The sequence below is a fragment of the Pseudomonas sp. FSL W7-0098 genome, assembly GCF_005930585.1.
In the GTDB taxonomy this organism is placed as follows: domain Bacteria; phylum Pseudomonadota; class Gammaproteobacteria; order Pseudomonadales; family Pseudomonadaceae; genus Aquipseudomonas; species Aquipseudomonas bubulae.
The window spans coordinates 359,869-385,025 of the sequence record NZ_RXHW01000004.1; the positions used below are offsets into that span (position 1 = coordinate 359,869).

A 25,157-nucleotide genomic window follows, 5' to 3' on the forward strand; every position below is an offset into this window, starting at 1 on the left:
GTCCTACACCATCCTATTGATTATTTTCGTGTTGCAAACGCGAGATTTCACCCATGGCTTGTGCGTTTTTGCACAGTCATCCGTAAGCCACATCTGATGTAGCGCTCTGGGGGGTTGATCATGTTCGACTGGAATGACATGCGGTACTTCCTGGAGTTGCAGCGCAGCGGACGTTTACTCACCGCCGCCAAGCGCCTGAACACCACCCATAGCACCGTTGCACGGCATATTGAGAGCATCGAGCAACACTTGGGCGCGGCTTTATTTGTGCAATATGCCCAGGGGTACGAACTGACCCCGGCCGGGCAAGCCTTGCTCAAACATGCCGAAGCGATGGAAAACGTCGCACTGCTGGCCCAGGAAGAAATCAACCAGTCCCTCACCCCCTTGGGCAAAATCCGTCTGGGTGTCACCGAGGGCATTGGCATCATGTTTATCACCTCGCGACTGCGGGGTTTGTTTGAGCGTTATCCAGGTCTGGAGGTGGAACTGGTCGCAGTACCGCGCTTCGTCAGCATCCTCAACCGCGAAGCAGAAATCAGTATTCATCTGGACCGTCCCAACGCCGACCTGTTGATAACTCGCAAACTCACTGACTACCGGCTCGCGCTCTATGCCAGCCGCCTTTATCTGGACAAGGCGCCGCCTCTGAACAGCCGCGACGATCTGGCCAACCACTACTGGATCGGCTACGTCGACGACCTGTTGTTCAGTCAGGAGCTGCTGTTCCTCAATACTTTCTGCCGCACCCCGACCGTGACCTTTCGCAGCACCAGCGTCATTGCCCAGCAACAAGCCGCTCGCGCCGGGCTGGGTATCGCCGTATTGCCCAACTACATGGCCGCTGACGACCCCGACCTGGTGCGTGTATTGCCGGGCGAGTCTGTGCAACGCAGTTACTGGATCAGCACCCGCCGTGAACTGCACAAATCCGTAAGGTTGAGGGTGGTGTGGGATTTTTTACTGGAGTTGTGCCGCGAGGAGAGGGCGGTGCTGTTGGCGCCATAGTCATTTTTTAGCCATTAAAAAAGGCCAACGCTGAGCGTTGGCCTTTTTGGGTACTGCGGGTCAAAACAGGATCAGAAATCCAGGTTGGACACTGCCAGTGCGTTGCTCTCGATGAATTCACGACGTGGTTCTACAGCATCGCCCATCAAGGTGTTGAAGATCTGATCGGCGCCGATCGCGTCTTCGATGGTGACTTTCAGCATGCGACGCACGCTTGGGTCCATCGTGGTTTCCCAGAGCTGATCCGGGTTCATTTCACCCAGACCTTTGTAGCGCTGGATGGTGTGACGCTTGGTGCTTTCAGCCATCAACCAGTCCAGTGCTTCCTTGAACTCGGTCACTTGCTTGCGACGTTCGCCACGCTGGATATAGGCGCCTTCATCCAGCAGGGTGCTCAGTTGAGCGCCCAGGGTCACAACGGTTTTGTAATCGTTGCTGCCGAAGAAGTCGCGGTTGAAGGTGATGAACGTCGAGTGGCCGTGGGAGATCAGTTCGACCTCTGGCAACCAGACATTACGCTCACGGTCTTCACGCAGGCTGGCTTTGTAGACCAGGCCCGATTTCTCAACCAGACGCAGACGCTCTTCAAACTTGGCCATCCAGTCCTGCATGGCAGCGTGGTCACCCAACTGCTCAAGGCTTACAGCCGGCAGGTAGATGAAGTGCTCGGTCAGCTCCTGAGGGTACAGGCGCGACAAACGCTTGAGGGTCTTCATCACCATGCGGAAGTCGTACACCAGACGCTCCAGTGCCTCACCGGAGATGCCAGGGGCATCTTCGTTCAAGTGCAGGCTGGCATCTTCAAGAGCCGACTGGGTCATGTACTCTTCCATGGCCTCGTCGTCTTTAATGTACTGCTCTTGCTTGCCCTTTTTCACTTTGTACAACGGTGGCTGGGCGATGTAGATGTAGCCACGCTCGATCAGCTCCGGCAACTGACGGAAGAAGAAGGTCAGCAGCAGGGTACGGATGTGCGAACCGTCAACGTCAGCATCGGTCATGATGATGATGTTGTGATAGCGCAGTTTGTCGATGTTGTACTCTTCGCGGCCGATGCCACAGCCCAGCGCAGTGATCAAGGTGCCGACTTCTTGCGAAGAGATCATCTTGTCAAAACGGGCTTTCTCGACGTTGAGGATTTTACCTTTCAACGGCAGGATGGCTTGGGTACGACGGTTGCGACCCTGCTTGGCGGAGCCGCCAGCAGAGTCACCTTCCACCAGGTACAGTTCGGACAGAGCAGGGTCTTTTTCCTGGCAGTCAGCCAGCTTGCCCGGCAGGCCCGCGATGTCCAACGCGCCTTTACGACGGGTCATCTCACGGGCTTTACGTGCAGCTTCACGAGCACGGGCTGCGTCGATCATCTTGCCGACAATCAACTTGGCTTCGTTCGGGTGTTCCAGCAGGAAGTCGGAGAAGAACTTGCCCATTTCCTGTTCAACAGCGGTCTTCACTTCGGAAGACACCAGCTTGTCTTTAGTCTGCGAGCTGAACTTTGGATCCGGCACTTTCACCGAGATGATCGCGGTCAAGCCTTCACGGGCGTCATCACCGGTGGTGGCGACCTTGTGCTTCTTGGCCAGGCCTTCAGCTTCGATGTACGTGTTGAGGTTACGCGTCAGGGCAGAGCGGAAGCCCACCAAGTGCGTGCCACCATCGCGCTGTGGAATGTTGTTGGTGAAGCACAACAGGTTCTCGTTGAAGCTGTCGTTCCACTGCAGGGCGATTTCTACGCCGATGCCGTCTTCACGCTGAACATTGAAGTGGAACACCTGGTTCACAGGGTTCTTGTTGGTGTTCAGGTAATCAACGAATGCACGCAGGCCACCTTCGTACTTGAACAGCTCCTCCTTGCCGCTGCGCTCGTCCTTGAGGACGATACCCACACCGGAGTTCAGGAAGGACAGTTCACGAATCCGCTTGGCCAGGATGTCCCAGCTAAAGTGGATATTCTTGAAGGTTTCAGCCGAAGGCTTGAAGTGGATCTGCGTACCCGTGGTTTCGCTTTCACCCACAATAGCCATAGGCGCCTGAGGAACACCGTGGACGTAGGTCTGTTCCCAGATCTTGCCACTGCGGCGTACAGTCAGGACCAGCAGTTCGGACAGGGCGTTTACCACCGAAACACCTACACCGTGCAAGCCGCCGGATACTTTGTAGGAGTTGTCATCGAACTTACCGCCGGCGTGCAGCACGGTCATGATGACCTCGGCTGCAGATACGCCTTCTTCTTTATGCACGTCAACCGGAATACCGCGGCCGTTATCGCGCACGGTGATGGACTCGTCCGGGTGGATCGTGATGGTGATGTCGTCGCAATGGCCAGCCAGCGCTTCGTCGATGGAGTTGTCGACTACTTCGAACACCATGTGGTGCAGACCGCTGCCATCGTCAGTATCACCAATGTACATACCGGGACGTTTGCGTACGGCATCAAGGCCTTTCAGCACTTTAATGCTCGTTGAGTCGTACGTGTTTTCTTCGCTCAATGCCTTCACTCCCGATGGTCGTGGGTCTGGGTGATACAGCCCTGTTCCACGTGGAACAGGGCAACTGGCGTTTCCGTCTGCCAGCCTTCCCTCAATAATTCGTGGTCTACACAGGTAATGAATACCTGGCAGCGTAAGTCTTCCAACAAGCGACACAGTGCGTTGCGATGCTGCTCGTCCAGTTCGGACGGCAAGTCATCCACCAGATAAATACATTGGCCTCGCCGGGCCTGGCTGACCAAGTGCCCCTGAGCGATGCGCAGCGCGCAGACCACCAACTTCTGCTGCCCCCGCGACAAAATATCTGCGGCGTTATTTGCACCCAGCTTAAGGCGCAAATCAGCACGTTGTGGCCCCGCCTGGGTATGCCCCATTTGCTGGTCCCGGTGGACAGACGCGGCGAGTACAGCACTCAGCTCACGGTCTTTATCCCAACCACGGTAATAGCTCAGCGTTAACCCCTGGAGATCCAGCAGCTCGCTCAGGGTCTGCTCAAAGACTGGTTTCAAGGCTTTGATGTAGGCGCGGCGGTATTCATCAATTTCAGCACTGGCCAGGCACAGTTCCCGGTCCCAGGCCGCTTGTGAAACGGCGTCGAGTGTACCATGCCGCAGCCATGAGTTCCGCTGCCGCAGGGCCTTCTGTAGCCGCTGCCAGGTCGACATGAACCGCGGTTCAACATGGAACACGCCCCAGTCGAGAAATTGCCTGCGGATCTTTGGGGCCCCTTCAAGAAGTCGGAAGCTGTCCGGGTTGATCAATTGCAGCGGAAGTATCTCGGCCAATTGCGCAGCACTGCGCGCATTCTGGCCGTCGATACGAATCTGGAACTCCCCCTGACGATCCCGCGAGACACCCAGTGCACTGTGTCCGCCTTCTGCCAGTTCTACCTGACCAAAAACTGTACAGCTCTGCTGCTCATGCTGGATAACGGGGTTCAGCCGCACACTGCGAAACGACCGCGCCAACCCTAGCAGGTGGATAGCTTCCAGCACGCTGGTTTTGCCGCTGCCGTTGGCGCCGTACAGAATATTGATGCGGGGGGAGGGGGAGAAGGTCACCGGGTGCAGGTTACGCACCGCGGTGACTGTGACACGACTGAGGGACATCTAGCGTGGGCTGTGCATAAGTTACAGGCGCATCGGCATGACAACGTAGGCCGAGTCGTCGTTGTCCGACTCCTGGACCAGGGCGCTGCTGTTGGAGTCCGACAGGATCAGACGCACTTGTTCAGTGGTCATGACGCCCAGTACGTCCAGCAGGTAGCTCACATTGAAGCCGATCTCCAGGGAGCCGCCGTTGTAATCAACGCCAACTTCTTCTTCCGCTTCTTCCTGCTCCGGGTTATTGGCCTGGATTTTCAGCTGGCCATTGGCCAGTTGAAGGCGAATACCGCGGTACTTTTCGTTGGACAGGATCGCGGTACGGCTGAACGCTTCACGCAGTGCCTGACGGTCACCGATCACCACCTTGTCACCGCCTTTAGGCAGAACGCGCTCGTAGTCCGGGAACTTGCCGTCTACCAGCTTGGAGGTAAAGGTGAACTCGCCGGTGGTCGCTCGGATATGGTGTGCACCCAGAACGATGCTCACTTCGCCGTCTGGCTCGGTCAGCAGGCGCGCCAGCTCGAGGATACCCTTGCGCGGTACGATCACCTGGTGACGGTCTGGTTGGCCGATATCGGCTTTCATCGAGCACATGGCCAAACGGTGACCGTCGGTAGCTACGGCACGGATGATCCCGGCCGACACTTCCAACAGCATACCGTTGAGGTAGTAACGAACGTCCTGCTGGGCCATGGCAAAGCTGGTGCGCTCGATCAGACGACGCAACTTGCTCTGCTGCAGGCTGCAGGTCAGCGAACCCGGACCTTCTTCAACCGTCGGGAAATCGTTGGCCGGCAACGTCGACAGGGTAAAGCGGCTACGGCCTGCCTTGACCACCAGTTTGTTGTCATCAAGTTTGATGTCGATCAGTGCATCGTTGGGCAGGCTTTTGCAGATATCCATCAGCTTGCGCGCAGGCACGGTGATTTCGCCTGGCTCGGCCGGCTCTTCAAGTTGCACCCGACCGACCAGCTCGACTTCAAGGTCAGTACCGGTCAGCGACAGTTGCTGGCCTTCGACAACCAACAGCACGTTGGACAATACCGGCAAGGTCTGGCGGCGTTCTACTACGCCGGCGACCAGTTGCAGGGGTTTCAACAGGGCTTCGCGTTGAATGGTGAAATGCATGGTCTAGTCCCTTGCCTTAATAAGCTGCGCTGGTGTCATCAGGTTGTCAGAGTTCGCAGCAGGTTCTTGTAGTCCTCGCGGATGTCCGCGTCGGATTCCTTGAGTTCGTTGATCTTGCGGCATGCGTGCAAAACCGTGGTGTGATCGCGACCGCCAAACACATCGCCGATTTCCGGCAGGCTGTGGTTGGTCAGTTCCTTGGACAGTGCCATGGCGACCTGGCGTGGTCGCGCTACCGAGCGCGAACGGCGCTTGGACAATAAGTCCGAGATCTTGATCTTGTAGTACTCGGCCACGGTGCGCTGGATGTTATCCACAGAGACGAGTTTGTCTTGCAGCGCCAGCAAGTCTTTTAGGGACTCGCGAATCAGCTCGATGGTGATGTCGCGGCCCATAAAGTGCGAGTGAGCGATAACGCGCTTGAGCGCGCCTTCGAGCTCACGCACGTTGGAGCGAATGCGCTGGGCAATAAAGAAGGCTGCATCATGGGGCAGATCAACCTTGGCCTGATCGGCCTTCTTCATCAGGATCGCTACGCGGGTCTCTAGCTCCGGCGGCTCGACGGCAACCGTCAGTCCCCAGCCAAAGCGCGACTTCAGACGCTCTTCGAGGCCTTCGATTTCTTTCGGGTAACGGTCACTGGTCAGAATCACTTGCTGACCGCCTTCAAGCAGGGCGTTGAAGGTGTGGAAGAACTCTTCCTGGGACCGTTCCTTGCGCGCAAAGAATTGAATGTCATCGATAAGCAAAGCATCGACCGAACGGTAGAAGCGCTTGAACTCGTTGATGGCATTGAGCTGCAGGGCTTTAACCATATCAGCTACAAAACGCTCGGAATGCAGGTATACGACCTTGGCATTCGGGTTCTTCTTTAACAGGTGGTTACCCACCGCGTGCATCAAGTGAGTTTTACCCAGACCTACGCCGCCATAAAGGAAGAGCGGGTTGTATCCATGCTTGGGGTTATCCGCCACTTGCCACGCCGCAGCGCGGGCCAGTTGGTTGGACTTGCCCTCGACGAAGTTTTCAAAGGTAAAGGTGCGGTTCAGGTAGCTGGTGTGCTTCAGGGCACCTTCAACCTGAACGGTGCGCTGCTCGGCGCGTACGGGTGCTTGCTGCGAGCTGGCGCCAGCCATCGGGTCGAAGCTGGCACGCGAAGGCTCTTCGCTGGCGGGCTCGGACTGCTTGGGCGCGGGTGCAGAGACTGCAGGCGCAGGCGCGCTCGGCGCCGGGGCTTGTTGAGAAGCCGATGCAGCCAAGGGCGCATTGGGGGCAGCACGAGGCGCCGAGCTGCGTTTGCTGCCTATTAACAAGGACAACGCTGGCGCCATGCCATTGCTGTGCTCATTCAACAGTTCAAGCAAACGGCTCAGGTATTTTTCGTTAACCCAGTCGAGAACGAATCGGTTGGGTGCATACACACGCAACTCGTCGCCTTCGGCTTCGACCTGTAGTGGACGGATCCAGGTGTTGAATTGCTGGGCAGGCAGCTCATCGCGCAAAAGCTCCACGCACTGCTGCCAAAGTTCCACTGACACGGATATCCCCTAAGTTGAAAGCCGGTGAGGCAAAAACAGGCGCCATTGTAGCGACCGCCGCCCCACTTATCCACATGTAGCTGACCTGCATATAAGGCGTTGACAGGCTTTTTACTGTGAACAAAGCGACAAATGGTATGTGCATAAGGTCTGTGGATAAGCGGGCCTGAGCTCGTTGCACAAGTGGGGGTAAAACTCTGTGCATAACACGGCTGTGGATAAGTAGCCCTTTCATGCACAGCTTTTCCGAGGGTGCAGCACAGGCAAAGCACCGCTTGTGGACAACCTTTCTGTTCTCTGAAAACCTTGCTCTACAAGGGCTGCATAGAGTTATCCACAGCAGAACGGCTCTATAAGAGTAGTAAGTTCTTTAAAAGAGCTTTAAATACTTCGTTTTTTTATTTCTATAGTTGGCAGGCACAAGACTGGTGCAAAACGGCAAACATCTATTTAGCAGTAAACGTTGGTTGGAAATTGACCTATCGGCTTGCATTCTCTAGAATCGCCGGTCTCTTAAAACGGGGGCCATTCCGGCCCGTTGTGGACGAACCAGGTAGCACGACATGAAACGTACTTTCCAACCAAGCACTATCAAACGCGCCCGCACTCACGGTTTCCGTGCTCGCATGGCTACTAAAAACGGCCGTGCAGTCCTGTCGCGTCGCCGCGCCAAAGGCCGTGCACGTCTGGCAGTTTGATAATCAGACAATGGTGGTGAGTCAGGACTTCAGTCGGGAAAAGCGGTTACTCACTCCCCGACATTTCAAGGCAGTCTTTGACTCCCCCACCGGCAAGGTTCCGGGGAAAAATCTCCTGCTCCTTGCGCGTAGCAACGATCTTGATCACCCCCGCCTGGGGTTAGTGATCGGGAAAAAGAGCGTAAAGCTCTCCGTTGAGCGCAATCGCCTTAAGCGTTTGATGCGTGAATCGTTTCGTCTCCACCAGGATTTACTGGTTGGTTGGGATATCGTTATCGTCGCGCGCAAAGGTTTGGGTGACGTAGAGAACCCCGAATTGATTCAGCATTTCGGCAAACTCTGGAAGCGTCTGGCCCGTAACACGCCAGTTCCAGCGGTTAAAACCGAAACTGTAGGGGTAGGCAGTCCTGATGCGTAAACTGGCACTCGTTCCGATCCAGTTTTATCGTTATGCCATTAGTCCTTTGATGGCCAGCCACTGCCGTTTCTACCCCAGTTGTTCCTGCTACGCGTTGGAAGCCATCGAAAATCATGGCCTTCTGCGCGGCGGCTGGCTGACCTTTCGTCGTTTAGGTCGCTGTCACCCGTGGAATCCCGGTGGTTACGACCCGGTTCCACCTATCCCTACCTCCCGTTCTTCTTGATGGCCGAGTAATCATGGATATTAAACGCACGATCCTGATCGTCGCTCTCGCAGTCGTGTCCTACGTTATGGTTCTGAAATGGAACCAGGACTACGGCCAAGCTGCCCTGCCGACTCAGAATGTTGCCGCCAGCACCACCGCACCGGCTTTGCCCGATACGGTTTCAGGTAACAACGTTGCAAACAGTGCCGATGTACCCAGCGCCAATACCGATACCAGCACACCGACTGAAACCCCGGTGGCTGCAAGCAAAGACCTCATCCACGTAAAAACGGATGTTCTGGATATCGCGATTGATCCACAGGGTGGTGATATTGCCCAGCTGCGTCTGCCGCTTTATCCACGTCGCCAGGATCACCCGGATGTTCCTTTCCAGTTGTTCGATAACGGCAACGAACGCACCTATCTGGCCCAAAGTGGCCTGACAGGCGTTGATGGCCCGGACGCCCGTCCGTCAGGTCGTCCTGTTTTCAGCACCGAGAAAAAGACCTACGAACTGGCCCCAGGTCAGGATCAACTGGTTGTTGATCTGAAATTCAGCGAAAACGGCATCAACTACATCAAACGTTTCACGCTCAAGCGTGGTTTGTACGATGTACAAGTTAGCTATCTGATTGATAACGAGAGCGGCAAGCCGTGGAACGGCAACCTGTTCGCGCAATTGAAGCGTGATGCCAGCTCCGATCCTTCTTCCAGCACCGCCACCGGTACTGCGACTTACCTGGGCGCTGCCCTGTGGACAAGTGCAGAGCCGTACAAAAAAGTGTCGATGAAAGATATCGACAAGGCTCAGCTGAAAGAAACCGTACAAGGCGGCTGGGTTGCCTGGTTGCAGCACTACTTTGTGACCGCGTGGATCCCTCAGAAAGGCGATAACAACGTCGTTCAGACCCGCAAAGACAACCAAGGCAACTACATCATCGGTTTCACTGGCCCAACATTGACTGTTGAGCCGGGCAAAACCGCTGAAACCAGCGCTACGTTGTATGCCGGTCCGAAAAGCCAGGGTGTACTCAAAGAGTTGTCCCCAGGCCTGGAACTGACGGTTGACTACGGCATCCTGTGGTTCATTGCCCAGCCTATCTTCTGGCTGCTGCAACATATCCACAGCCTGGTCGGTAACTGGGGCTGGTCGATCATCTTCCTGACCATGCTGATCAAAGGGATCTTCTTCCCTCTGTCGGCCGCCAGCTACAAGTCGATGGCCCGCATGCGCGCTGTGGCACCAAAACTGGCCGCTCTGAAAGAGCAGTTCGGTGATGACCGCCAGAAAATGTCGCAAGCGATGATGGAGCTGTACAAGAAAGAGAAGATCAATCCACTGGGCGGCTGCTTGCCGATTCTGGTGCAGATGCCGGTCTTCCTGTCCTTGTACTGGGTACTTCTGGAAAGTGTTGAAATGCGCCAGGCGCCGTTCATGCTCTGGATTACCGACCTGTCGATCAAAGACCCGTTCTTCATTCTGCCGATCATCATGGGCGCAACCATGTTCATCCAGCAGCGTCTGAACCCGACTCCGCCGGATCCGATGCAGGCCAAGGTGATGAAGCTGATGCCAATCATCTTCACCTTCTTCTTCCTGTGGTTCCCGGCTGGTCTGGTGCTGTACTGGGTTGTGAACAACTGCCTGTCCATCGCTCAACAGTGGTACATCACGCGTAAAGTCGAAGCGGCTACCAAAAAAGTCGCTGAGTAACTTACTCTGATACGCACCACTCAAAACGCCCCCTAGTGGGGCGTTTTGCTATCCGTCACTTTTGTTTTGAGGCCTGTTTTATGAGTGTTCCGGCAGAGACTATTGCTGCAGTAGCGACCGCCCAAGGCCGAGGTGGTGTGGGGATCGTACGTATTTCCGGCCCACTCGCCCGTGTTGCGGCCAAAGCGTTCAGCGAACGCGAACTAAAACCGCGCTATGCCCATTACGGCCCTTTTTACGGCGACAACCGCGAAGTGCTGGATGAAGGCATAGCACTCTACTTCCCCGGGCCCAACTCCTTTACCGGCGAAGACGTCCTTGAACTGCAGGGCCACGGCGGTCCGATTGTTCTGGATATGCTGCTGCAGCGCTGCATCCAGTTGGGCTGCCGTTTGGCCCGTCCGGGGGAGTTCAGCGAGCGGGCCTTTTTGAATGACAAGCTCGACCTGGCCCAGGCCGAGGCGATTGCCGACCTGATCGAGGCAAGTTCTGCACAGGCTGCGCGTAACGCATTACGTTCCTTGCAGGGTGCTTTCTCTCAACGTGTGCATAACTTGACCGAGCAATTGATCGGTTTGCGTATCTATGTCGAAGCAGCGATTGATTTCCCGGAAGAAGAAATCGACTTCCTCGCCGATGGCCATGTGCTCGGTATGCTCGACAAGGTTCGTGAAGAGTTATCCACCGTACAGCGCGAAGCCGGCCAGGGTGCTTTGCTGCGCGACGGCATGACCGTGGTGATTGCCGGGCGGCCCAATGCTGGAAAATCGAGCCTGCTCAATGCCCTGGCCGGGCGTGAAGCGGCGATCGTGACCGAAATCGCGGGTACTACCCGTGATGTGTTACGCGAACACATCCACATCGATGGCATGCCATTGCACGTTGTCGACACCGCAGGTCTGCGCGACACCGATGACCAGGTTGAGAAAATTGGCGTGCAGCGCGCACTCAAGGCCATTGGTGAAGCTGATAGGGTATTGCTGGTGGTTGATGCCACGGCACCGGAAGCTGATGACCCGTTTGCCCTGTGGCCAGAGTTTCTTGAACAACGCCCGGATCCGGCGAAGGTGACCTTGATCCGCAACAAGGCGGATCTAAGCGGGGAGAATGTAGCCCTTGAAGTCAGTGAAGATGGCCATGTCACCATCAGCCTGAGCGCCAGATCTACAGAAGGCCTGGACCTGCTGCGGGAACACCTCAAGGCCTGCATGGGCTATGAGCAGACCTCGGAGAGCAGCTTCAGCGCACGCCGCCGCCATCTGGAGGCATTGCAGCACGCCAGCAAGGCACTTGAGCATGGCAGGGCACAACTGACTCTGGCGGGCGCCGGGGAGCTATTGGCCGAGGATTTGCGCCAGGCACAGCATTCCCTTGGCGAAATTACCGGGGCATTCAGTTCGGATGACCTGCTGGGACGGATCTTCTCCAGCTTCTGTATCGGTAAATGACCCTCGTAGCAGCTGCCGTAGGAACGAGGCTGCGTTCGGCGGCACAGCCGTCGTAAAATCAGACACTGTGGTGTGCCAGTTAAAACCGGAGTTCAGGATTTACGACGACTACGTCGCCGAACGCAGCCTCGTTCCTACGGCAGCTGCTACAGTTATCCACATTCACACGAGGTATTAGTCCGATGCGCCATTGATGCCGCCGCGATGCTTGCGGCCAGTTCTTGATTCCCCTGCAACAGGGGGTAGATCTGTGCATCTCTGGAGTGCGTATGGCTCACGTTACCTCTGTAACGCTGCAAGGCGTTTCTTATCATCTGCCCGATGGCAGTTCCCTGTTTTCAGATATTGATCTGCATCTCGACCAGCGCCGCACCGGCCTGGTAGGGCGCAATGGTGTGGGCAAGAGCATATTGGCGCGCATCATGGCAGGGGATCTCTTGCCCTCAACCGGCTACTGCATCCGTAATGGCACGGTGTATTACCTGACGCAGCAAGTCAGCCATGACCCCAATCACACCCTTGCCGAGCTTGCTGGCGTGCAACCAGTCATTAGCGCCCTTGAGCGAATAGAGCGGGGCAGCAGCGCCCAAGCGGACTTTGACTGTGTGGGCGAACGCTGGAATATCCGCCAGCAACTGCTCGATCAGCTAAGCCGCAACAAGCTTGCACACCTGACCCTTTCGACTCCTGCATCAGCACTCAGCGGTGGTGAAGCCATGCGCGTGGCTCTGCTGGGCGCCTTTTTGTCGAAAGCCGACCTGTTGATCCTGGATGAGCCCACCAATCATTTGGATTACCAGCATCGACTTGCCCTGCATGAACAGTTGCAGCAGTGGCCAGAAGGATTACTTGTTATCAGCCATGATCGCGCCTTGCTGGAAAATATGGAGCGCATCGTTGAGCTGTCACCACAGGGCCTCACCAGTTACGGCGGCGGTTACTCGTTTTATGCACAGGCCAAAGCCGGGCAACTGCAAGCGGCGCAACAACAGCTGGCGGCATACCGGCTGGAGCGCAAGCGTCAGGAACAGACCCTGCGTGAGCAAAGAGAAAGTCTTGAGCGCAAACAATCCCGTGGCCGGAAACAGGCCGCTGACGCCAATCAGGCGAAGATTTTGCTGGGCCGGCAAAAGGAGCGCAGCCAGGCCAGCAGCGGTAAGTTGCGGGTACAGCAGGATGCGGCTCGCGAGCAATTATCTGTGCAGGTCCGTCAGGCTGCGAATCAGGTAGAAGAGCAGCAGGCCATCTTTATCTCTGCGCCGCAGCCTTGCTCTGGCTCGCCGGCTCAAATTGCCGAGTTGATAGAGGCCCGCCTGCCTTATGGGGCGCAACAACTGCGCAGGATCAATCTTGCCGTTACGCGAGGCCAGCGCATTGCCTTGACCGGCCCGAACGGCTGCGGCAAGTCGACCTTGCTCAAGGTATTGGCCGGGCAACTAACGGTTGTTTCCGGTCAGGCCAGGACCCTGGTCACCAGCACTTACCTCGACCAGCACCTGGGCGTTTTGGAACCGGCTCGGTCAGTTCTTGAGCAGTTGCAGTCACTTAACCGGCAACTGAGTGAAGGAGAATTACGTACCCGGCTGGCGCAATTGGGCCTCAATGCCGATCGTATCAACCTGCCATCCCATCGGCTCAGTGGCGGTGAACGCTTGAAAGCGGCGATGGCCTGCGTGTTTTATACACAATCCCCACCACAGCTGTTACTGCTCGATGAACCGGCCAATCACCTGGATCTGCCTTCCGTTCAAGCCCTGGAGAGCATGCTCAAGCATTACCCGGGCACTCTGATCGTTACCTCACACGATGATGTGTTTCTGGCCGCAATCGGAATTACCCACAGGCTCATGGCCTCACCCACAGGCTGGCTGCTTTGCGCCGTCTAACGGGGCTGTTGGCTACCGTTTATCACATTAATCATTGACCGAACGTCCGACCGCTTGCCGGATTGCACCTTCAAGCGTTTTTCGGCTGCCTGTTTATTGGCTCGAAAGCACCCAAACACGGGAATAAGCCCTGTGCATAACTGGCCCTCAGGTCAGTGGGTAAGTAGGTCTGAAAACTGAAGATAACCACCCCTGTGGATAAGCACCTGTTTTACCCACAGGCTTAAAGCACTTATCCCAACCCCTCATTAGTGCATAACCACAGACTTTTGATCCTCTGTACAGTACGTAAAATATAGCCTGTAGCAATCTATCCACAGAAAGGTGCCTCAGTAGAAATAAACATAAAAACAAAGCTTTATAAATTTCTTCTCTATTTACTTATCTATCTTGCCCTTATCCACAGCTGGTTAAATTTTGTGCAAAGGGTTCTTTAAGAAGGGCGAAGTCCCTATACTTCGCGGTCTATCCAAAAAACCCCTAGTAACAGGCACGAGGTGCGTGGTGAATTTCCCTTCCCGTTTTGCAGTGATCGTCATCGGCGGCGGTCACGCCGGAACCGAGGCTGCACTTGCTTCAGCACGTATGGGTGTGAAAACCCTGCTGTTGACCCACAACGTGGAAACCCTCGGGCAAATGAGCTGCAATCCTGCAATTGGCGGGATTGGTAAAAGCCATCTGGTTAAAGAAATCGATGCCCTTGGCGGCGCGATGGCGATAGCCACCGATAAAGGCGGTATTCAGTTCCGCGTACTCAACGGACGCAAAGGCCCGGCAGTACGGGCCACCCGTGCACAGGCCGACCGCATCCTGTACAAGGCCGCCGTACGCGAAATCCTGGAAAACCAGCCCAACCTGTGGATATTTCAACAGGCCGCTGATGACCTGATCGTTGAACAGGATCAAGTCCGTGGCGTAGTGACCCAGATGGGCCTGCGTTTTATGGCTGATGCCGTGGTTCTGACCACAGGCACTTTCCTCGGTGGACTTATCCACATCGGCATGCAGAATTACTCGGGCGGTCGGGCCGGTGATCCACCTTCGATTGCCCTGGCACACCGTCTGCGTGAACTGCCCCTGCGAGTCGGTCGCCTGAAAACCGGGACGCCACCGCGTATCGATGGCCGTTCTGTGGATTTCTCGGTAATGACCGAGCAACCGGGTGATACACCGATTCCTGTCATGTCGTTCATGGGCAACAAGGAACAGCACCCGGCCCAGGTCAGCTGCTGGATTACCCATACCAACGCCCGCACTCACGAAATCATTGCCTCCAACCTTGATCGTTCGCCGATGTATTCAGGCGTGATCGAAGGTATTGGCCCGCGTTACTGCCCGTCGATCGAAGACAAGATCCATCGCTTTGCCGACAAGGAAAGCCACCAGGTCTTTATCGAGCCGGAAGGTTTGACCACCCACGAGCTGTACCCGAACGGGATTTCCACCTCCTTGCCGTTCGACGTGCAAATCCAGATCGTGCAATCGATTCGCGGTATGGAAAACGCCCATATCGTGCGCCCGGGCTATGCCATCGAGTACGATTACTTCGATCCACGCGACCTGAAGTACAGCCTCGAAACCAAGGTGATTGGCGGCTTGTTCTTTGCCGGGCAAATCAACGGCACCACCGGTTACGAAGAAGCCGGCGCCCAGGGTTTGCTGGCTGGCGCCAACGCGGCATTGCTCGCACAGGGCAAGGAAAGCTGGTGCCCGCGCCGGGATGAGGCGTACATCGGCGTATTGGTCGACGACCTGATTACCCTGGGTACTCAAGAACCGTACCGGATGTTCACTTCCCGCGCCGAATACCGCCTGATCCTGCGCGAAGACAACGCCGACATGCGCTTGACTGAAAAAGGCCGCGAACTGGGCCTGGTCGACGACGCTCGTTGGGCGGCTTTCTGCACCAAGCGCGAAAGCATCGCGCAGGAAGAACAACGCCTCAAAAGTACCTGGGTTCGTCCGGGTACCGAGCAGGGTGATGCCATTGCTGCCAAGTTCGGCACACCGCTGACCCATGAATACAATTTGCTCAACCTGCTGACCCGCCCCGAAATTGATTACGCCGGCCTGGTTGAAGTGACCGGGCAGGGGGCAGAAGACCCGCTGGTTGCCGAGCAGGTTGAGATCAAAACCAAGTACGCCGGTTATATCGATCGTCAACAAGACGAAATTGCCCGTCTGCGTGCCAGTGAAAATACCAAGCTGCCTGTGGATATCGATTACACGACCATCTCCGGTCTGTCGAAAGAGATTCAGAGCAAGTTGGGCGCAACACGTCCCGAGACCCTGGGCCAGGCTTCGCGTATCCCGGGTGTGACCCCTGCGGCAATTTCCCTGTTGATGATTCACCTGAAAAAGCGCGGCGCTGGCCGCACGTTGGAGCAAAACGCTTGAGTTCGCTGGTAACCGCACAACACGCCGAAGAGTTATCCACAGGTGCACGCCAGCTGGGCGTCGCACTGACCGAGCATCAGCATCAGCAATTGCTGGGTTATCTGGCCCTGTTGATCAAATGGAACAAGGCCTACAACCTCACGGCTGTGCGTAACCCGGACGAGATGGTGTCGCGTCATTTGCTCGACAGTCTAAGCGTGATGCCCTTCATCGAAAATGGCCGTTGGCTGGATGTGGGCAGTGGCGGCGGCATGCCGGGTATTCCCCTGGCGATCCTGTTTCCCGAGTCGCAAGTGACCTGCCTGGACAGCAACGGCAAGAAAACCCGTTTCCTGACCCAGGTAAAACTCGAGCTGAAGCTGGATAACCTGCAAGTTATCCACAGTCGCGTCGAAGAATTCCAGCCTGAGCAGCCTTTCAACGGAATTGTTTCCAGGGCTTTCAGCAGCATGGAGAACTTCAGCAACTGGACGCGCCACCTTGGCAACAGCGAAACCCGCTGGTTGGCAATGAAGGGCGTTCATCCGGCCGATGAGCTGGTAGCATTGCCGTCTGATTTTCGTCTCGATGGCGAACACGCCTTGACCGTTCCGGGTTGCCAAGGCCAACGCCATCTGCTGATACTGCGCCGCACGGCATGATTGGGAACGCAAGCAAGAATGGCTAAGGTATTCGCAATAGCGAACCAAAAAGGTGGTGTGGGTAAAACCACCACCTGTATCAACCTCGCAGCATCGCTGGTCGCGACCAAGCGCCGCGTGCTGCTCATTGACCTTGATCCACAGGGCAACGCCACCATGGGTAGCGGTGTGGATAAACACGGTCTTGAGAATTCGGTCTACGACCTGTTGATCGGTGAATGCGACCTGGCTCAGGCCATGCACATCTCCGAGCACGGTGGTTACCAGTTGCTTCCCGCCAACCGCGATTTGACCGCGGCTGAAGTCGTGCTGCTCGAAATGCAGATGAAGGAAAGCCGTCTGCGTACAGCGCTGGCCCCGGTTCGCGAAAGCTACGATTACATCCTGATCGATTGCCCGCCGTCGTTGTCGATGCTGACCTTGAATGCCCTGGTGGCGGCCGATGGGGTGATTATCCCCATGCAGTGCGAGTACTTTGCACTCGAAGGCCTGAGCGACCTTGTGGATAACATCAAGCGCATCGCCGAGCTGCTCAATCCGAACCTGAAGATCGAAGGCCTGCTGCGCACCATGTACGACCCGCGCCTGAGCCTGATGAACGATGTTTCGGCGCAGCTCAAGGAACACTTCGGCGAGCAGCTCTACGACACCGTGATTCCGCGCAACATCCGCCTGGCCGAAGCGCCAAGCTATGGCATGCCAGCGCTGGCGTATGACAAAAATTCCCGTGGCGCGATTGCTTACCTTGCCCTGGCGGGCGAGCTGGTTCGTCGTCAACGTCGTTCTACCCGCACGCCTCAGCCAACTTAAGGAATTTCCATGGCCGTCAAGAAACGAGGTCTCGGACGCGGACTGGATGCACTCCTGAGTGGTCCTACGGTCAGCTCGCTGGAAGAGCAAGCGGTCAAGGTTGATCAAAGCGAACTGCAGCACCTGCCCCTGGACCTGATCCAGCGCGGCAAGTACCAGCCTCGTCGCGACATGGATCCGCAGGCGCTTGAAGAACTGGCCAGCTCGATCCGCACCCAGGGCGTGATGCAACCGATCGTGGTGCGCCCGATCGAAGGTAACCGCTTTGAGATCATCGCCGGTGAACGTCGCTGGCGCGCCAGCCAACAGGCCGGCAAGGACACAATCCCGGCGATGGTCAAAGACGTGCCGGACGAAACCGCCATTGCGATGGCGTTGATCGAGAACATTCAGCGTGAAGACCTCAATCCGATCGAGGAAGCTGTCGCCTTGCAGCGTTTGCAGCAAGAGTTCCAGCTGACTCAACAGCAAGTCGCCGACGCTGTGGGTAAGTCCCGGGTGTCTGTGGCTAACTTGTTGCGATTGATTTCGTTGCCGGAAGTGATCAAGACCATGCTGTCCCACGGTGACCTGGAAATGGGTCATGCGCGGGCATTGCTCGGTTTGCCTGATGCTCAGCAGGTTGAAGGGGCGCGACACGTTGTCGCACGAGGCCTGACGGTACGTCAGACTGAAGCCCTGGTTCGCCAGTGGTTGAGTGGCAAACAGGAACCCGCGGAACCGGTTAAAACCGATCCGGACATTGCCAGACTCGAACAGCGTCTGGCTGAGCGGCTGGGCTCTGCGGTGCAGATCCGCCACGGAAAGAAGGGAAAAGGCCAGTTAGTGATTGGTTACAATTCCCTGGATGAGCTGCAAGGAGTGCTTGCTCACATCCGCTGAAACAATTCCTCATGTAGCGCGCAGTCGGAAATCACTACCTGACAGTTGAATAGGGGCTTCGTCGCCCCTATACTCTGCGCGCATTTTGTCGGCACAAATTATGCCAAGTTTTCTGTTTTTGGTAGCCGACCTTTGAGGAGCAGTTGTGATGGAAACCCGCACGCCAAACCGCTTGCCGTTCCATCGCTTGGCGGTTTTTCCGGTTTTGCTGGCTCAATTTGTCGTTTTATTGCTGGCTGCTCTGGGGCTCTGGCAATGGCATGGAGTCGTCGCCGGATATTCAGGACTCTGCGGAGGCCTGATAGCTTTGCTACCCAATGTGTATTTTGCTCACAGGGCTTTTCGGTTTTCCGGCGCCCGAGCAGCGCAAGCCATCGTCCGGTCGTTTTACGCCGGTGAGGCAGGCAAGTTAATTTTGACGGCAGTGCTGTTCGCGCTGACGTTTGCAGGTGTGAAGCCATTGGCGCCGTTAGCAGTATTCGGTGTCTTCGTGCTGACCCAACTGGTCAGTTGGTTCGCTCCCCTGCTAATGAGAACAACACTTTCGAGACCTTAGGGCGTTTGAGGCAACCATGGCAGAAACAACCGCTTCGGGCTATATCCAGCACCACTTACAGAACCTGACCTTTGGGCAGCTACCTGATGGCGGCTGGGGCTTTGCCCACACCGTTGCAGAAGCTAAAGCAATGGGCTTTTGGGCGTTCCACGTCGATACCCTCGGCTGGTCGCTGTTTGTTGGTCTGATTTTCATCCTCGTATTCCGCATGGCGGCCAAGAAGGCAACTTCCGGTCAGCCAGGCGCACTGCAGAACTTCGTTGAAGTACTGGTGGAATTCGTTGATGGCAGCGTAAAAGACAGTTTCCACGGTCGCAGTGCAGTAATCGCACCGCTGGCGCTGACCATTTTCGTGTGGGTGTTCCTGATGAACGCCATCGACTTGATCCCGGTTGACTGGATTCCTCAGTTGGCCATCTTGATCACTGGCGATGAACACTTCCCGTTCCGTGCCGTACCGACGACTGATCCAAACGCGACCATGGGCATGGCCCTGTCGGTGTTTGCACTGATCATCTTCTACAGCATCAAGATCAAGGGCATCGGTGGCTTTATCGGTGAACTGACCCTGCACCCATTCGGCAGCAAGAACATTTTTGTTCAGGCGCTGCTGATTCCGGTGAACTTCCTGCTCGAATTCGTGACGTTGATTGCCAAGCCTATTTCGTTGGCTCTGCGTCTGTTCGGCAACATGTACGCTGGCGAGCTGGTGTTTATCCTGATCGCCGTGATGTTCGGCAGCGGCCTGCTTTGGCTTAGCGGTCTGGGCGTGGTGCTGCAATGGGCGTGGGCTGTATTCCACATCCTGATCATCACCTTGCAAGCGTTCATCTTCATGATGTTGACCATCGTCTACCTGTCGATGGCACACGAAGATAATCACTAAGATCCGCTTCGGCGAATCTGGTGCTCCTCTCACCTTCGGGTGAGAGGGCGTCGCAAAATGATTTTGTTTTACCGCTTTAATCTAAAAACCTAAACCATACGACGTAAAAGTCGGGAGGAAAGATGGAAACTGTAGTTGGTCTAACCGCTATCGCTGTTGCACTGTTGATCGGCCTGGGCGCACTGGGTACCGCAATTGGTTTCGGCCTGTTGGGTGGCAAGTTCCTGGAAGGCGCAGCGCGTCAACCAGAAATGGTTCCAATGCTGCAAGTTAAAATGTTCATCGTTGCCGGTCTGCTCGACGCCGTAACCATGATCGGTGTTGGTATCGCACTGTTCTTCACCTTCGCTAATCCTTTCGTTGGTCAACTCGCTGGCTAATCACTCGAATTTTCGAGTTGATTAGAGTGATGGACAACGAACGAGCGAGGTGTTGGCGTGAACATTAATGCAACCCTGATTGGCCAGTCCGTTGCGTTCTTCATTTTTGTACTGTTTTGCATGAAGTTCGTGTGGCCTCCGGTCATCGCGGCATTGCAAGAACGTCAGAAGAAGATTGCGGCTGGACTGGACGCTGCTAACCGAGCAGCTCGCGACCTGGAGTTGGCCCAAGATAAAGCGGGTCAACAACTGCGCGAAGCTAAGGCTCAAGCAGCTGAAATCATTGAGCAAGCCAAGAAACGCGGTACTCAGATCGTAGACGAAGCCCGTGAACAGGCTCGCGTTGAAGCTGACCGTGTGAAGGCTCAGGCTCAGGCCGAGATCGAACAGGAACTGAACAGCGTCAAAGACGCCCTGCGTGCCCAACTGGGTACCCTGGCTGTTGAAGGCGCAGAGAAGATCCTGGGTGCCACAATCGATCAAAACGCGCACGCGGAGCTGGTTACTAAACTGGCTGCTGAAATTTAAGCGAGGGCGATCATGGCAGAATTGACCACGTTGGCCCGACCTTACGCTAAGGCAGCCTTCGAGCACGCCCAGGCCCACCAGCAACTGGCCTCTTGGTCAGCCATGCTCGGCCTGGCTGCAGCAGTGTCGCAAGACGACACTATGCAGCGCGTGCTCAAGGCCCCGCGACTGACGAGCGCAGAAAAGGCCGCCACGTTTATTGACGTGTGCGGCGACAAGTTCACTGTAGAAGCACAGAACTTCATCAACGTCGTTGCCGAAAACGACCGTCTCCCGCTGTTGCCGGAGATCGCCGCTCTGTTTGACCTGTACAAGGCCGAACAAGAGAAGTCGGTAGACGTTGAAGTCACCAGTGCTTTTGCATTGAACCAAGAACAGCAAGACAAACTCGCCAAGGTTCTCAGTGCACGACTCGACCGGGAAGTGCGCCTGCAAGTTGCGGAGGATGCCAGCCTTATAGGTGGTGTCATCATCCGCGCCGGCGACCTGGTTATCGATGGCTCGGTTCGCGGGAAACTCGCAAGCCTTGCCGAAGCATTGAAATCTTGAGTTTGAAGGGGCAGCAGAGCAATGCAGCAACTCAATCCTTCCGAAATAAGTGAAATTATCAAGGGCCGCATCGAAAAACTCGATGTGACCTCCCAAGCCCGTAACGAAGGCACTGTCGTCAGCGTATCTGACGGTATTGTGCGGATTCACGGTCTGGCCGACGTAATGTACGGCGAGATGATCGAGTTTCCGGGCAGCGTCTTCGGTATGGCTCTCAACCTCGAGCAAGACTCTGTAGGTGCCGTAGTACTGGGCGCATACACGACTCTGGCTGAAGGCATGAGCGCCAAGTGCACTGGCCGTATCCTGGAAGTTCCGGTTGGTAAGGAACTGCTGGGTCGCGTTGTCGACGCACTGGGTAACCCAGTTGATGGCAAAGGTCCACTGGGCAACACCGAGACTGATGCAGTCGAGAAAGTTGCTCCAGGCGTGATCTGGCGTAAGTCGGTAGACCAGCCTGTACAGACTGGCTACAAGGCTGTCGATGCCATGATCCCTGTCGGCCGTGGCCAGCGTGAGCTGATCATCGGTGACCGTCAGATCGGTAAAACCGCTCTGGCGATCGACGCGATCATCAACCAGAAGAACAGCGGCATTTTCTGTGTATACGTAGCGATCGGTCAGAAGCAATCGACCATCGCCAACGTGGTTCGCAAGCTGGAAGAAAACGGCGCGCTGGCTAACACCATCGTCGTTGCTGCCAGTGCTTCCGAATCCGCAGCGCTGCAGTTCCTGGCACCGTACTCCGGTTGCACCATGGGCGAATACTTCCGCGACCGCGGTGAAGACGCGCTGATCGTTTATGACGATCTGTCCAAGCAAGCAGTGGCTTACCGCCAGATTTCCCTGCTGCTGCGCCGTCCACCAGGCCGTGAAGCTTACCCAGGCGACGTGTTCTATCTCCACTCCCGTCTTCTGGAGCGCGCATCCCGCGTATCCGAAGAATACGTAGAGAAGTTCACCAACGGCGCAGTGACCGGCAAAACCGGTTCCCTGACCGCACTGCCGATCATCGAAACCCAGGCTGGCGACGTTTCCGCGTTCGTTCCGACCAACGTGATTTCCATCACCGACGGTCAGATCTTCCTGGAATCGGCCATGTTCAACTCCGGGATCCGTCCTGCAGTGAACGCCGGTGTTTCGGTATCCCGTGTGGGTGGTGCCGCTCAGACCAAGATCATCAAGAAGCTGTCCGGTGGTATCCGTACCGCTCTGGCTCAGTACCGTGAACTGGCAGCATTTGCCCAGTTCGCTTCTGACCTGGACGAAGCGACCCGTAAGCAACTTGAGCATGGTCAGCGCGTTACCGAGCTGATGAAGCAGAAGCAATACGCACCAATGTCGATCGCTGACATGGCGCTGTCGCTGTATGCCGCTGAGCGTGGGTTCCTGACTGACGTCGAAATCACCAAGGTCGGTAGCTTTGAACAAGCGCTGATTGCTTACTTCAACCGCGATCACGCCGAGCTAATGGCGAAGATCAACGTTAAAGGTGACTTCAATGACGAAATCGACGCTGGCATCAAAGCCGGTATCGAGAAGTTCAAGGCCACCCAAACCTGGTAAGCCGCAGCGGGAGCCGCAAGGCTCCCGCTTGCTAACCTGATAGGTGTTACATGGCAGGCGCAAAAGAGATTCGCAGTAAGATTGCGAGCATCAAAAGCACGCAAAAGATTACCAGCGCCATGGAAAAAGTGGCGGTCAGCAAAATGCGCAAGGCACAAATGCGCATGGCTGCTAGCCGTCCTTATGCGGAGCGTATCCGCCAGGTTATTGGGCATTTGGCCAACGCCAACCCGGAATACCGCCACCCGTTCATGATCGACCGCGAAGTTAAGCGTGTGGGTTATGTGGTTGTGAGCAGTGACCGTGGTTTGTGCGGTGGTTTGAATACCAACCTGTTCAAGGCTTTGGTCAAGGACATGGCGGTAAACCGTGAAAACGGCGTCGAGATTGATCTGTGCGTGGTCGGCAGCAAAGGTGCGGCATTTTTCCGTAACTTCGGCGGTAACGTCGTCGCTGCTATCAGCCATCTGGGTGAAGAACCGTCGATCAATGATTTGATCGGCAGCGTTAAGGTGATGCTGGATGCTTACCTGGAAGGCCGTATTGACCGCCTGTCCGTGGTATCCAACAAGTTCATCAACACCATGACGCAACAGCCTACTGTGGAGCAATTGATTCCACTGGTGGCGACCCCGGATCAAGAACTCAAGCACCACTGGGACTATCTCTACGAACCGGATGCCAAAGAGCTGCTAGACGGCTTGATGGTGCGTTACGTGGAGTCGCAGGTGTACCAGGCGGTGGTCGAGAACAGTGCAGCTGAACAAGCTGCGCGGATGATCGCAATGAAGAACGCCACTGATAACGCCGGTGACTTGATCAGCGATTTGCAGCTGATCTACAACAAGGCGCGTCAGGCTGCGATCACCCAAGAGATCTCGGAAATCGTCGGCGGCGCTGCCGCGGTTTAACGGTTCAAATATTCAGAGGATCCAGCTATGAGTAGCGGACGTATCGTTCAAATCATCGGCGCCGTGATCGACGTGGAATTTCCACGCGAAAACGTACCGAGCATCTACAACGCGCTGAAAGTACAAAGCGCGGCCGGAACCACTCTGGAAGTTCAGCAACAGCTGGGCGACGGCGTGGTTCGTACCATTGCGATGGGTTCCACCGAGGGCTTGAAGCGCGGTCTGGAAGTCACCGACTCTGGCGCAGCCATCTCCGTTCCAGTAGGTAAAGCTACCCTGGGCCGGATCATGGACGTTCTGGGCAACCCGATCGACGAAGCTGGCCCGATTGACACCGAAGAGCGTTGGGGCATTCACCGCCCAGCACCGTCCTTCGCTGAGCAAGCTGGCGGCAACGACCTGCTGGAAACCGGTATCAAGGTTATCGACCTGATCTGCCCGTTTGCAAAAGGCGGTAAGGTTGGTCTGTTCGGTGGTGCCGGTGTAGGCAAAACCGTAAACATGATGGAACTGATCCGTAACATCGCCATGGAACACAGCGGTTACTCTGTGTTTGCTGGTGTGGGCGAGCGTACCCGTGAGGGTAACGACTTCTACCACGAGATGAAGGATTCCAGCGTACTGGACAAAGTGGCACTGGTTTACGGTCAGATGAACGAGCCGCCGGGTAACCGTCTGCGCGTAGCACTGACCGGCCTGACCATGGCCGAGAAGTTCCGTGACGAAGGTAACGACGTACTGTTGTTCGTTGACAACATCTATCGTTACACCTTGGCCGGTACTGAAGTATCCGCACTGCTGGGCCGTATGCCTTCGGCAGTAGGTTACCAGCCGACTCTGGCTGAAGAGATGGGTACTCTGCAAGAGCGCATCACTTCGACCAAAAACGGTTCGATCACTTCGATCCAAGCGGTATACGTACCTGCGGATGACTTGACTGACCCGTCGCCTGCGACCACGTTTGCCCACTTGGACGCTACCGTCGTTCTGTCCCGTGACATCGCTTCCCTGGGTATCTACCCAGCAGTAGATCCACTGGATTCGACTTCGCGCCAGCTGGACCCGAACGTAATCGGCCAGGAACACTACGACACCGCTCGCGGCGTTCAGTACGTGTTGCAGCGTTACAAAGAACTGAAGGACATCATTGCGATCCTGGGTATGGACGAGCTGTCGGAAACCGACAAGCAGTTGGTATCCCGCGCTCGTAAGATCCAGCGTTTCTTGTCTCAGCCGTTCTTCGTGGCTGAAGTCTTCACTGGCGCTTCGGGTAAATACGTTTCCCTGAAAGACACCATTGCTGGCTTCAAAGGCATCCTCAACGGTGACTACGACCACCTGCCAGAACAAGCGTTCTACATGGTCGGCGGCATCGAAGAAGCGATCGAGAAAGCCAAGAAACTGTAATTC

Annotated in this window: 23 protein-coding genes; 19 read left to right on the forward strand and 4 right to left on the reverse strand. The window is 56.0% G+C overall.

Translation table 11 applies throughout. The features are described from left to right. The first annotated feature begins 120 nt into the window (after nucleotides 1–120). Nucleotides 121–1,008 (forward strand): LysR family transcriptional regulator, encoded by an 888-nt coding sequence (locus FHL07_RS09855; RefSeq protein ID WP_094999582.1) that lies wholly within the window; start codon nucleotides 121–123, stop codon nucleotides 1,006–1,008. A gap of 71 nt (nucleotides 1,009–1,079) precedes the next feature. Here the strand turns inward: FHL07_RS09855 and gyrB are convergent, their stop codons facing one another. The 4 genes from gyrB to dnaA are packed head-to-tail and all read right to left on the reverse strand — an operon-like array spanning nucleotide 1,080 to nucleotide 7,269. Continuing rightward, on the reverse strand, nucleotides 1,080–3,497 hold the full coding sequence (gene gyrB / locus FHL07_RS09860; protein WP_016782862.1) for a DNA topoisomerase (ATP-hydrolyzing) subunit B: 2,418 nt from the start codon (nucleotides 3,495–3,497) through the stop codon (nucleotides 1,080–1,082). 5 nt (nucleotides 3,498–3,502) lie between these two features. Continuing rightward, complete coding sequence (gene recF / locus FHL07_RS09865; RefSeq protein ID WP_094999581.1) at nucleotides 3,503–4,606, reverse strand: DNA replication/repair protein RecF; 1,104 nt, start codon at nucleotides 4,604–4,606, stop codon at nucleotides 3,503–3,505. Between the two features lie 21 nt (nucleotides 4,607–4,627). Continuing rightward, nucleotides 4,628–5,731 carry a DNA polymerase III subunit beta gene (dnaN, locus tag FHL07_RS09870; protein ID WP_016782864.1) on the reverse strand — a complete coding sequence of 368 codons (1,104 nt, stop codon included), beginning with the start codon at nucleotides 5,729–5,731 and terminating at the stop codon, nucleotides 4,628–4,630. A 38-nt stretch (nucleotides 5,732–5,769) separates the two neighbouring features. Beyond that, nucleotides 5,770–7,269 carry a chromosomal replication initiator protein DnaA gene (dnaA, locus tag FHL07_RS09875; protein ID WP_094999580.1) on the reverse strand — a complete coding sequence of 500 codons (1,500 nt, stop codon included), beginning with the start codon at nucleotides 7,267–7,269 and terminating at the stop codon, nucleotides 5,770–5,772. A 563-nt stretch (nucleotides 7,270–7,832) separates the two neighbouring features. Here dnaA and rpmH point away from each other — a divergent pair. The 18 genes from rpmH to atpD all read left to right on the forward strand — a co-directional run bounded on the left by rpmH (nucleotide 7,833) and on the right by atpD (nucleotide 25,154). Then, nucleotides 7,833–7,967 carry a 50S ribosomal protein L34 gene (gene rpmH, locus FHL07_RS09880; RefSeq protein ID WP_003213577.1) on the forward strand — a complete coding sequence of 45 codons (135 nt, stop codon included), beginning with the start codon at nucleotides 7,833–7,835 and terminating at the stop codon, nucleotides 7,965–7,967. Nucleotides 7,968–7,983: 16 nt separating this feature from the next. Next, the gene (gene rnpA, locus FHL07_RS09885) at nucleotides 7,984–8,385 is read left to right on the forward strand and encodes a ribonuclease P protein component (RefSeq protein WP_019828646.1); all 402 of its coding nucleotides are present in this window, start codon (nucleotides 7,984–7,986) and stop codon (nucleotides 8,383–8,385) included. Next, entirely contained in the window at nucleotides 8,378–8,611 is a 234-nt protein-coding gene (gene yidD, locus FHL07_RS09890; protein ID WP_019828647.1) for a membrane protein insertion efficiency factor YidD, read from the forward strand. Before rnpA ends, yidD begins: the two co-directional genes overlap by 8 nt. 13 nt (nucleotides 8,612–8,624) lie before the next feature. Further along, a complete protein-coding gene (yidC, locus tag FHL07_RS09895) occupies nucleotides 8,625–10,307 on the forward strand; it encodes a membrane protein insertase YidC (protein ID WP_094999579.1) in 1,683 nt (560 codons plus the stop codon). 80 nt (nucleotides 10,308–10,387) lie between these two features. After that, the gene (gene mnmE, locus FHL07_RS09900; protein WP_094999578.1) at nucleotides 10,388–11,755 is read left to right on the forward strand and encodes a tRNA uridine-5-carboxymethylaminomethyl(34) synthesis GTPase MnmE; all 1,368 of its coding nucleotides are present in this window, start codon (nucleotides 10,388–10,390) and stop codon (nucleotides 11,753–11,755) included. Nucleotides 11,756–12,024: 269 nt separating this feature from the next. After that, nucleotides 12,025–13,641 (forward strand): ABC-F family ATP-binding cassette domain-containing protein, encoded by a 1,617-nt coding sequence (locus FHL07_RS09905; RefSeq protein ID WP_138738422.1) that lies wholly within the window; start codon nucleotides 12,025–12,027, stop codon nucleotides 13,639–13,641. Nucleotides 13,642–14,145: 504 nt separating this feature from the next. After that, nucleotides 14,146–16,038 carry a tRNA uridine-5-carboxymethylaminomethyl(34) synthesis enzyme MnmG gene (gene mnmG / locus FHL07_RS09910; RefSeq protein WP_016782869.1) on the forward strand — a complete coding sequence of 631 codons (1,893 nt, stop codon included), beginning with the start codon at nucleotides 14,146–14,148 and terminating at the stop codon, nucleotides 16,036–16,038. Then, entirely contained in the window at nucleotides 16,035–16,679 is a 645-nt protein-coding gene (rsmG, locus tag FHL07_RS09915; protein WP_094999576.1) for a 16S rRNA (guanine(527)-N(7))-methyltransferase RsmG, read from the forward strand. The genes mnmG and rsmG overlap by 4 nt, the downstream gene beginning before the upstream one ends. An 18-nt stretch (nucleotides 16,680–16,697) precedes the next feature. After that, on the forward strand, nucleotides 16,698–17,489 hold the full coding sequence (locus tag FHL07_RS09920) for a ParA family protein (RefSeq protein WP_094999575.1): 792 nt from the start codon (nucleotides 16,698–16,700) through the stop codon (nucleotides 17,487–17,489). Nucleotides 17,490–17,498: 9 nt separating this feature from the next. Continuing rightward, nucleotides 17,499–18,371, forward strand: a complete 873-nt coding sequence (locus FHL07_RS09925) for a ParB/RepB/Spo0J family partition protein (protein ID WP_094999574.1) — start codon at nucleotides 17,499–17,501, stop codon at nucleotides 18,369–18,371. Between the two features lie 148 nt (nucleotides 18,372–18,519). Continuing rightward, on the forward strand, nucleotides 18,520–18,927 hold the full coding sequence (locus FHL07_RS09930; protein WP_003437994.1) for a F0F1 ATP synthase subunit I: 408 nt from the start codon (nucleotides 18,520–18,522) through the stop codon (nucleotides 18,925–18,927). A 16-nt stretch (nucleotides 18,928–18,943) separates the two neighbouring features. Continuing rightward, nucleotides 18,944–19,813 (forward strand): F0F1 ATP synthase subunit A, encoded by an 870-nt coding sequence (atpB, locus tag FHL07_RS09935; protein ID WP_086799500.1) that lies wholly within the window; start codon nucleotides 18,944–18,946, stop codon nucleotides 19,811–19,813. 122 nt (nucleotides 19,814–19,935) lie between these two features. Then, nucleotides 19,936–20,193, forward strand: a complete 258-nt coding sequence (gene atpE, locus FHL07_RS09940; RefSeq protein WP_002555987.1) for a F0F1 ATP synthase subunit C — start codon at nucleotides 19,936–19,938, stop codon at nucleotides 20,191–20,193. A gap of 57 nt (nucleotides 20,194–20,250) precedes the next feature. Continuing rightward, nucleotides 20,251–20,721, forward strand: a complete 471-nt coding sequence (locus FHL07_RS09945) for a F0F1 ATP synthase subunit B (RefSeq protein WP_094999573.1) — start codon at nucleotides 20,251–20,253, stop codon at nucleotides 20,719–20,721. A gap of 12 nt (nucleotides 20,722–20,733) precedes the next feature. Further along, nucleotides 20,734–21,270, forward strand: coding sequence for a F0F1 ATP synthase subunit delta (locus tag FHL07_RS09950; RefSeq protein WP_016782875.1), 537 nt, complete (start codon nucleotides 20,734–20,736; stop codon nucleotides 21,268–21,270). Nucleotides 21,271–21,291: 21 nt separating this feature from the next. Beyond that, complete coding sequence (gene atpA, locus FHL07_RS09955) at nucleotides 21,292–22,836, forward strand: F0F1 ATP synthase subunit alpha (RefSeq protein ID WP_086799496.1); 1,545 nt, start codon at nucleotides 21,292–21,294, stop codon at nucleotides 22,834–22,836. Between the two features lie 50 nt (nucleotides 22,837–22,886). After that, entirely contained in the window at nucleotides 22,887–23,747 is an 861-nt protein-coding gene (atpG, locus tag FHL07_RS09960; RefSeq protein WP_003438003.1) for a F0F1 ATP synthase subunit gamma, read from the forward strand. A 27-nt stretch (nucleotides 23,748–23,774) separates the two neighbouring features. After that, nucleotides 23,775–25,154, forward strand: a complete 1,380-nt coding sequence (gene atpD / locus FHL07_RS09965) for a F0F1 ATP synthase subunit beta (protein WP_016782877.1) — start codon at nucleotides 23,775–23,777, stop codon at nucleotides 25,152–25,154. The last annotated feature ends 3 nt before the right edge of the window (nucleotides 25,155–25,157 follow it).

Excerpts from the sequence above, each read along its gene's own strand:
- FHL07_RS09855 (WP_094999582.1), top strand. The coding sequence starts at position 121 with ATGTTCGACTGGAATGACATGCGGTACTTCCTGGAGTTGCAGCGCAGC.
- recF (WP_094999581.1), bottom strand. The coding sequence starts at position 4,606 with ATGTCCCTCAGTCGTGTCACAGTCACCGCGGTGCGTAACCTGCACCCG.
- dnaN (WP_016782864.1), bottom strand. The coding sequence starts at position 5,731 with ATGCATTTCACCATTCAACGCGAAGCCCTGTTGAAACCCCTGCAACTG.
- rpmH (WP_003213577.1), top strand. The coding sequence starts at position 7,833 with ATGAAACGTACTTTCCAACCAAGCACTATCAAACGCGCCCGCACTCAC.
- yidD (WP_019828647.1), top strand. The coding sequence starts at position 8,378 with ATGCGTAAACTGGCACTCGTTCCGATCCAGTTTTATCGTTATGCCATT.
- yidC (WP_094999579.1), top strand. The coding sequence starts at position 8,625 with ATGGATATTAAACGCACGATCCTGATCGTCGCTCTCGCAGTCGTGTCC.
- mnmE (WP_094999578.1), top strand. The coding sequence starts at position 10,388 with ATGAGTGTTCCGGCAGAGACTATTGCTGCAGTAGCGACCGCCCAAGGC.
- FHL07_RS09905 (WP_138738422.1), top strand. The coding sequence starts at position 12,025 with ATGGCTCACGTTACCTCTGTAACGCTGCAAGGCGTTTCTTATCATCTG.
- FHL07_RS09920 (WP_094999575.1), top strand. The coding sequence starts at position 16,698 with ATGGCTAAGGTATTCGCAATAGCGAACCAAAAAGGTGGTGTGGGTAAA.
- FHL07_RS09925 (WP_094999574.1), top strand. The coding sequence starts at position 17,499 with ATGGCCGTCAAGAAACGAGGTCTCGGACGCGGACTGGATGCACTCCTG.
- FHL07_RS09930 (WP_003437994.1), top strand. The coding sequence starts at position 18,520 with ATGGAAACCCGCACGCCAAACCGCTTGCCGTTCCATCGCTTGGCGGTT.
- atpB (WP_086799500.1), top strand. The coding sequence starts at position 18,944 with ATGGCAGAAACAACCGCTTCGGGCTATATCCAGCACCACTTACAGAAC.
- atpE (WP_002555987.1), top strand. The coding sequence starts at position 19,936 with ATGGAAACTGTAGTTGGTCTAACCGCTATCGCTGTTGCACTGTTGATC.
- FHL07_RS09950 (WP_016782875.1), top strand. The coding sequence starts at position 20,734 with ATGGCAGAATTGACCACGTTGGCCCGACCTTACGCTAAGGCAGCCTTC.
- atpA (WP_086799496.1), top strand. The coding sequence starts at position 21,292 with ATGCAGCAACTCAATCCTTCCGAAATAAGTGAAATTATCAAGGGCCGC.
- atpG (WP_003438003.1), top strand. The coding sequence starts at position 22,887 with ATGGCAGGCGCAAAAGAGATTCGCAGTAAGATTGCGAGCATCAAAAGC.
- atpD (WP_016782877.1), top strand. The coding sequence starts at position 23,775 with ATGAGTAGCGGACGTATCGTTCAAATCATCGGCGCCGTGATCGACGTG.